Origin of the sequence: Sphingomonas sp. 2378, assembly GCF_038084995.1 — a bacterium.
In the GTDB taxonomy this organism is placed as follows: Bacteria; Pseudomonadota; Alphaproteobacteria; order Sphingomonadales; family Sphingomonadaceae; genus Sphingomonas.
In genome coordinates, this window is the sequence record NZ_JAXCMJ010000078.1 from 1 (window position 1) to 6642 (window position 6642).

Annotated in this window: 5 protein-coding genes and 2 pseudogenes; all 7 read right to left on the reverse strand. The window is 68.8% G+C overall.

All coding sequences use genetic code 11. The features are described 5' to 3' along the window. Positions 1-912: pseudogene (locus tag SM191_RS18995) on the reverse strand (hypothetical protein); the annotation flags it as partial. A gap of 618 nt (positions 913-1530) precedes the next feature. Then, the gene (gene pcaF, locus SM191_RS19000; protein ID WP_341507577.1) at positions 1531-2733 is read right to left on the reverse strand and encodes a 3-oxoadipyl-CoA thiolase; all 1203 of its coding nucleotides are present in this window, start codon (positions 2731-2733) and stop codon (positions 1531-1533) included. Continuing rightward, positions 2733-3914: a bifunctional 3-oxoadipate enol-lactonase/4-carboxymuconolactone decarboxylase PcaDC gene (gene pcaDC, locus SM191_RS19005; RefSeq protein WP_341507578.1), complete on the reverse strand. Its 1182-nt coding sequence runs from the start codon at positions 3912-3914 to the stop codon at positions 2733-2735. The genes pcaF and pcaDC overlap by 1 nt, the downstream gene beginning before the upstream one ends. Position 3915: 1 nt before the next feature. Then, complete coding sequence (locus SM191_RS19010; protein WP_341507579.1) at positions 3916-5055, reverse strand: lyase family protein; 1140 nt, start codon at positions 5053-5055, stop codon at positions 3916-3918. After that, a complete protein-coding gene (gene pcaG, locus SM191_RS19015) occupies positions 5052-5747 on the reverse strand; it encodes a protocatechuate 3,4-dioxygenase subunit alpha (protein WP_341507580.1) in 696 nt (231 codons plus the stop codon). Before pcaG ends, SM191_RS19010 begins: the two co-directional genes overlap by 4 nt. After that, the gene (gene pcaH / locus SM191_RS19020) at positions 5737-6444 is read right to left on the reverse strand and encodes a protocatechuate 3,4-dioxygenase subunit beta (RefSeq protein WP_341507581.1); all 708 of its coding nucleotides are present in this window, start codon (positions 6442-6444) and stop codon (positions 5737-5739) included. Before pcaH ends, pcaG begins: the two co-directional genes overlap by 11 nt. Further along, a pseudogene (locus tag SM191_RS19025) lies at positions 6441-6642 on the reverse strand (succinyl-CoA--3-ketoacid-CoA transferase); the annotation flags it as partial. The pseudogene SM191_RS19025 and the gene pcaH, both read right to left, overlap by 4 nt.

Here is a 6642-nt window from a genome sequence, read left to right on the forward strand (position 1 = left end):
GATGTCGATGAAACGTCCGCGCATGAGCTCGGCGGTATCGACCTTGGCGCGCTTTCCATTGGCGTCGGGCTCCGCGCGGTAGCTGACCTTGTTCTGGCGATAGGGCCGGGTGTTCTTGCCGTTCTTGCGCTCGACCACCTCGAAATCCCATTTGCCCTCCTTGTCCATCCACTTCGCCGGGCGGTCATAGGCGTCTACATGGATGTGAAAGTTGCGCTTGTCGCCATGCTGATCGGGCTGGTGGATCACCCCCACCGCCATCCAGCCATCCGCCGCCAGCATCGCGACGATGTCGCGAAGGATCTGACCTTGCTGCTCTGGCTTGGAGTCGGCGGGCAGTTCCTGCACGAAGCGATAGTGGCTGCGCCCCGTCCGTCCCTGCTGCCATCGCGGCGCGGGGAAGCTGGGATGCTTATCGAACCAGGTCAGCCGGTCGAATGCCTCCTCGGGCGTGACATCCGCGACGACGACCTGCCGGTCCTTGAAGGGGCGTCCCTTGGCCGCCGCCTTGGCTTCGGCTTCCCGGCGCGCCGCCTTCAGTCTTCGGCTCATGTCGCGCAGCCAGGGCGGACTTGTCGCGAATCCCGCCACCCGATCATATCGTCCGACCTCGGCGGTCGAGGCGGTGAGATGATGGGCCCTGGGCTGGCTTTCGCTCTGCTCGGCCGCAACGAACAACGACCGCTGACGCTCAGGGCTGCCGGGGATATTGGATACGATGGCTCGGGCGTTCATACCGCCCCGGATCACCTGCTCATCGATCATGTCGATGACGAGGTCCTCGGCCAGATCCGCCACCGCCTGATCGCGCCGGATATAGTCGAGATGGCTGATGATCGTGACCTTCGCGCCGTCGCGCAGATAGTCGAAATGCTCGCCGCGCCACCCGGCCGCCGCCGGTCTGGCGGCCACCCCGCCGGATCGGGCTGGGTCGGTGAAAGTCGATGCCGACGGCCTTGGCAAGCGCATCCGCCTTGCGGCTGGCTGACGACTGCCCTGCGTCCAAATCGGGCTGGTGATTTCGTCCACGACGGTACGACGCGCCCACCAGATCCCGGTCGGCCTGCGCTTGACGCGCCAGCAGCGCGCGCACATGATGCGCGAAGACGGGCTGTGCGTCGGGCAGGCCAGGACCGGTCATGGCTCATAGTGTCCGGCATGAGCACGGCGCCGACAAGTACCCCCTCCCGCCTTCCGGAAGCCGCCTGCGGCTGGAGGATACCGCGCTCGATCGCCTCTGAACGAGCGCGCGCACCAGCAAATCGGCGGCCCGGCCGCCGGTTTGCGTTGTTGCGCCTAAATTTCCTCCTCCACAGAGCCCAACCGATAATTAATACTCTGCCGTATCAGCGTACTGAAGCCTTCTGCCGATCCAGAAGTGGGTGAGATCGAACCACGCGGATGATGCGGAAAATATAGCGGATAAGCCTGGGTTGCGATCCAGTCATGTATAGCTGCACCAACAGCTGCATCCCCGTTCAAGACGGTCCTTAATTATCGGTTTGGCTCTCACATAGATTAAGGCGCTCTTCATACGCGCTCCAGCATCAGCGCGATCCCCTGCCCCACGCCGATGCACATGAACGCCATGGCATAGCGGCCGCCCGTGCGGTGCAGTTCCTCGACCGCCGTCATCGCGATCCGCGCGCCCGACATGCCGAGCGGATGACCGAAGGCGATGGCGCCGCCGTTGCGGTTCACCCTGGGATCGTCGGCCGCGATATCCAGATCGCGCAGGGTAGCAATCGCCTGTGCGGCAAAGGCTTCGTTGAGTTCGATCACGTCGATCCGGTCGAGCGTCAGCCCGGTGATCCGGCAGAGCTTGCGCGCCGCCTCGATCGGCCCCGCGCCCATGATGCGCGGCGCGATCCCCGCCGAGGCCATGCCCAGCACGCGCGCACGCGGGGTCAGGCCATGGCGGGCCGCCGCGCCCTCGCTCGCCACCAGCATCGCCGCCGCGCCGTCGTTGAGGCCCGAGGCGTTCCCGGCGGTCACGGTGCCGTCCGCGCGCACCACCGGTTTCAGCTTCGCCAGCGCCTCCAGGCTGGTCGCGCGGGGATGCTCGTCGCGGTCGAACAGGACCGGTTCACCCTTGCGTTGGGGAATGGAGACGGGGACGATCTCGACGGTCAGCCGCCCGCTGTCGATCGCCGCGGCCGCCTTCTGCTGGCTGGCCAGCGCGAAAGCGTCCTGCTCCTCGCGTCCGACATGCCACTGGTCGGCGACATTCTCGGCGGTCTGCGGCATGGTATCGACGCCATGGGCGGCCCGCATCGCCGGGTTGATGAAGCGCCAGCCCAGCGTCGTATCCTCGATCTGCTGGCCCCGGTCGAAGGAACTGGCAGCCTTACCCATCACATAGGGCGCGCGCGTCATGCTCTCGACCCCGCCCGCGATCATCAGTTCGGCATCGCCGCTGCGGATCACCTGTGCCGCGCTGCCCACGGCATTGAGGCCCGATCCGCACAGCCGGTTGATGGTAGCGCCCGGCACCGCTTCGGGAAGTCCGGCGAGTAACGCCGCCATGCGCGCGACGTTGCGATTGTCCTCACCCGCCTGGTTTGCGCAGCCGAGCAGGACATCGTCCACCGACTGCCAGTCGACATGGCGGTTGCGCTCCATCAGCGCGCGCAAGGGGATGGCGGCGAGATCGTCGGCGCGCACGCTCGCCAGCGCGCCGTTGAGCTTGCCAATGGGAGTGCGGATCGCGTCGCAGATATAGGCGTCGGTCATCAGGCGTCCTGGTCCAGCGTGTCGATGATCGTCTGCGCTTCGGCAAAGCCGGTGTTCGCGGCGGGAACCCCCGCATAGATGGCGGTCTGCATCAGCACTTCCTTGAGTTCGTCCCGCGTGAATCCGCCCTGGGTCAGCCCAGCGCGGACGTGGAGCGCGAACTCCTCCCAGCGTCCCAACGCACAGGTGATCGCCAGTACGATCAGGCGGCGGGTGCGGTCGTCGAGTCCCGGCCGCCCCCAGATTTCGCCCCAGGCGATGCGGGTGATCATCGCCTGGAAATCGGCGGTCAGGGGGGTCTGCCTGGCCAGACTGCGCTCGACCCAGGCATGGCCCAGCACGCGGCGGCGGTTGGCGAGCCCCGCCTCGAACAGCGTGTCGGCGGCGGCTTCGACCGCCTCGTCCCTCGTCAGGAACCGTCGCAGCGCCGTCGCCAGCGCGGCGGGTGCCTCGATCGGGGGCAGATGCGCGCCATCGACGCCGACATGCCGGGCAGCGGGAATGGTGGCGACCAGATGCTCGCCATGTCCGGCATAGGGGGTCGAGACATCGAGCATCGCGGTCACGACCAGCGTCGGCACCGCGATGGCGTCGATCCGGTCGATCAGCGCCATGTCGCGGATCGCCGCCCCGGCACCGGCATAGCCCGCATCCGCCTGTCGCGCGATACCGTCGCGCAAGCTGTCCGCAATCTCGGGATGCCGCGCGGCGAAACCGGGCGACAGGAAGCGTCCGACCGCCATGTCGGCGATGGCGGCGGTCCCCTGTTGGCGCACCATGTCGATCCGCGTCGTCCAGGCGGCGGGGTCCATCGTCGCGGAGGTGCAGATCAGTGCCAGCGCGGCCACGCGCTCCGGGTGATCCAGCGCGCATTGCATCGCGATCATCCCGCCCAGCGACACGCCCGCGACCGCCGCCTGCGCCACCCCGGCATCGTCCATGATCGCGGCGACATCGTCCGCGAGCATGGCGAGCGTGTAATCGCCCTCCGGCGCATCCGATCCGCCCGCCCCGCGCGTATCGATCCGCAGCAGCCGGAAGGCAGGCAGGAGCAGCGGGACGGTGCGGTCCCACAACGACAGGTCGGTCCCGATCGAATTGAGCAGGACCAGCACCGGCCGGTCCGCCGCCCCCTCCAGCCGCCAGTGCAGGCGCACGCCATCGCGAAGGGTGTAAGCCATGTCAGTCCTTATCATCCAGAAGCGCCGCGATGATCGCCGCGCTCTCGCCCAGATCCTCGCCCATATCGGCGGCGGCACGGTTGCGGGCGATCGCCGCCGCGTCGATCTCCAGCCCCTCGGCGACCGCCGCCATTGCAGCGGCGCTGCCCGAAGCGAGCAGGAACAGGTCGGTCAGGACCGGCCCTTCCGCCTGCCAGCCGCCAACGCCGCGCTCCTGCTCCTGCGGCATGCCCGCCAACAGCGTGGCGACCAGCCCCGGCGCACGGATGGCGGCAGACAGCGCGACCTGGCATCCGGTGGGATTGCGCTTGTGCGCCATCGCCGACGACCCACCCCGCCCCGCGATCACCGGCTCCCGCGCCTCGCCGATCGTATTCTGGGCAAGCAGCGACACGTCGCGGGCGAGCTTGCCGAGCGCACCGATCAGGATGCCCACGCCCGCACCGATCGCGACCACGCCGGTCCGTCGCGCGTGCCACGGCGCTGCCGTCGCCAGCCCCAGCGCCGCTGCCATATGCGCGGCCACCGCCGCGCCCCGCCCGTCCATCCCCGCGCGGGTGCCCGCCGCCCCGCCGAACTGGAGGACAGCATGCCGCGCCACCGCCTCGTTCAGATGTTCCAGCGCGTCCGCGATTCCCGCCGCCGCCTGCGCCAGACGCAGGCCGAACGCGACCGGCAGGGCATCCTGCAACAAGGTGCGACCGACCGCCGGGGTCCTGGCATGGTCCCGCGCATGGCGCGTGAGGGCGGCGACAGCCCGCTGCGCATCCGCGGTCAGCACGCCATGCGCGGCCCGCACCTGCATCATCAGCACGCTGTCCGCGACGTCCTGGCTGGTCGCGCCCCGGTGCAGGGCCGACGCGGCCTCGCCGCCCAGCGCGCCGCGCAGCCGGGCCACCAGCGGAATGGCGAGCGTACCCGCGAGCGCCGCCTCTTCCGCCAGTTCGGCGGGCTCGATCCGGGCGGACGCAACGCCGGTCGCGATCGCCTCGGCGACGTCCGGCGCGATCACATTCTCCGCCGCCTGCGCGCGGGCCAGCGCGACTTCGAAGGCACGGGCATGGGCGATGGTCACGGCGTCGTCGAACACCGCGATCATCGCGGGGCTGGCGGCGGGGCGAAGGCGAAGCAGATCGCTCACAGGTCGAAGAACACCGTCTCGCGCGCGCCCTGCAGGACGAGGTCGAGCGCCCACACCCCCTCGCCCACGGCCTGCGCGATCAACGTGTCGCGTCGTTCGGGGGAGAGAACCGCCAGCACCGGATCGCTCTCCAGTCCCGCACTCCCGGCGAAATATAGCCGCGTCGCCAGCCGCTTGATGACACCGCGCGCGAAGACCGACAGCGCGATATGCGGTGCCTGCTGGCCGCCATCCGGCCCCGGCACCCGCCCCGGCATGATCGTACGGAAACGATAGCGCCCATCCTCGTCGGTCGCCGCGCGGCCGAAGCCGATGAAATGCGGGTCGAGCGGCACGTCGTCGCGCATATCGTCCACGCTGCGATAGCGCCCCGCCGCATTGGCCTGCCAGATTTCGATCATCGCATCTGGAATGGCCGCGCCCTGCCCGTCGAACACCCGCCCGGTGATTTCGATCACGTCACCCAGAGGCGTGCCGGTCGGAGAGGACAGGTTCAGGACATAATGCGCCTCGGGCATCAATTCGGGCCGGGCGCCCATGTCGGACTGGCCGACCAGGTCCGCCCCGCCCTTCCACGGCAGGCCATAATGGAAGAACGGCCCGACCGTCTGGCTGGGCGTCTGACCGAACAGCGCCGGATCCTGATTGTCGACGCGCGGCGCCGGGAGGCGGCTGGCGGGATCAATGGTCATGATGATCCTCCTCGAACGGCGTCTGCTCGCGCCCCTTCAGCACCACGTCGAAGCGATAGCCGAGCGCCCAATTGGGCTCGGTCACGTCCATGGCGAGCCGCGCGACCAGTCGCTGACGATATGGCATCGGCACGGCGTTCGCGATCGGATCGATCTCGATCAGCGGATCGTCGGGGAAATAAAGCTGCGTCACCAGCCGCGTCGCAAAGGCGGGCCCCAGCAGCGACAGATGGATATGCGCGGGCCGCCACGCATTCTTGTGGTTGCCCCATGGATAGGCCCCCGGCCGGACGGTGACGAAGCGATACCGCCCCTCGCCATCCGTCACCACGCGGCCCGCACCGGTGAAGTTCGGGTCGTGCGGCGCATCCCACTGGTCCTTGGCGTGGATATAGCGCCCGGCGGCATTGGCCTGCCAGACTTCCATGACCGTATCGGGCACCGCGCGGCCCTGCTCGTCGAGCACCCGGCCCGTGACGATGATCCGCTGCCCCAGCGGTTCGCCCTGATGCTGTTTCGTCAGGTCGGCCAGTGCTGAGCCCATCAGCCGATCCCAGCAGCCCCCCGGTCCGGTCGTCTCGGTCAGGGTCTGCGGGATCGCCAGCGGCGGCTGGAGCGGTGCCCGCAGCGAGGTGGATCGGTAATCGGCCACCAGCGACGGCGGAGCCCCCGCATCATCGCGCGCATAGCGGATCATGCCAGTTCCTCCGTGAACGGCGCGCTTGTCTTGGCGCGCACCTCCTCCAGCGTGACGCCGGGGGCCAGTTCGATCAGCCGCAGGCCCGGCTTGTCGCAGGCCATGACGCACAGGTCGGTGACGATCAGGTCGACACAGGCCTTGCCGGTCAGCGGCAGGGTGCATTCTGGCAGGATCTTCGGACTGCCCGCCTTGCTG

What these genes read in the sequence shown, in the direction of transcription:
- pcaDC (WP_341507578.1), bottom strand. Translation starts at nt 3,914, where the DNA reads ATGGCTTACACCCTTCGCGATGGCGTGCGCCTGCACTGGCGGCTGGAG.
- pcaH (WP_341507581.1), bottom strand. Translation starts at nt 6,444, where the DNA reads ATGATCCGCTATGCGCGCGATGATGCGGGGGCTCCGCCGTCGCTGGTG.
- pcaG (WP_341507580.1), bottom strand. Translation starts at nt 5,747, where the DNA reads ATGACCATTGATCCCGCCAGCCGCCTCCCGGCGCCGCGCGTCGACAAT.
- pcaF (WP_341507577.1), bottom strand. Translation starts at nt 2,733, where the DNA reads ATGACCGACGCCTATATCTGCGACGCGATCCGCACTCCCATTGGCAAG.